This is a genomic window from Rhodococcus sp. AC861 (assembly GCF_979256035.1).
Genome location: NZ_CEEDMW010000015.1, coordinates 1 through 847, shown reverse-complemented (window position 1 = coordinate 847; position 847 = coordinate 1). Strand labels below are relative to the sequence as shown.

General features: G+C 71.4%; 2 protein-coding genes. Both read right to left on the bottom strand.

Annotated elements, in window-relative coordinates:
- Positions 1–518, bottom strand: a 518-nt coding sequence (locus AC0IX4_RS22940; RefSeq protein ID WP_471831381.1) for a cutinase family protein, incomplete at its 3' end; no start/stop codon positions are given.
- A gap of 26 nt (positions 519–544) precedes the next feature.
- Positions 545–847 (bottom strand): DUF8176 domain-containing protein (locus AC0IX4_RS22935; protein ID WP_471831380.1); only part of this gene is annotated, 303 nt, incomplete at its 5' end.

The window sequence follows — 847 nt, the reverse complement described above, 5'->3', positions numbered from 1 at the left end:
CCGCCGGCGAACCGGTCGGCGTCGATGGGTCCGGTCCCGGCTCCGATCTCGCGGATGACCTCGGAGGCGATCTGACCGCCTTGGGAGTACCCGGAGACGAACACCCTGGTGCCGGGGCACTTCTCGGCGATGTCGCCGATCATGGTGGTGGCGTTGTCGATGCCGGTCTGCACGGACGTGGCGTAGGTGTCGGAGGAGCGGTCGCCGGGTTTGCCGCCGAACGACGCCGGATACGGGACGTAGCTGCGGTCCAGTGCGGGTTCGGCGCCGGAGTTGGCATCGCGCATGGCCGGGACGGTGAGCCGGGAGAAGAACCCGGAATCGGCGTCGGGTGAGCTGTTCTCGTCGATCTCGGTGGTACCGGGGACGACGACCAGGTGCAGCGGTGCGCACCCGCCGGCGGCGGGTGCCGTCGTGGTCGGTGCGGCGTGCGCGGTCGCGGCGGCGAGCAGTGTCGCGGCGACAGCGGTGGCCGCGACGGCGGCGCGAGCCGTTCTGCGGTGCGGGGCGGGGGTCATGGGTGGTGCCTCTCGTCGAGCTCGGATCAGCGGCGGGTGATGGAGGTGATGGAGGTGGTGCCGCCGGACTCGGCGGTGGTGAAGCGTTGAGAGGAGGTGCGCGGGTCGATGCCGGGTCCGCGTTCGACCACGGTCACGTCGTAGACGCCGGATGAGACGGGGTCGGCGAGGACGCAGAACTCGACCGCCGGTTCGAGGGCGTCGATGCCCATACGCAGGCGCTCGGCCGATGCCATGACGGCTTCCGGTGCGCCGACGGCGCGGGCCGCGACCGGGTCACGGTCGTAGTAGAACGCCTTCTCGAAGCGCCAGATCGCGCTCAGGCCGGG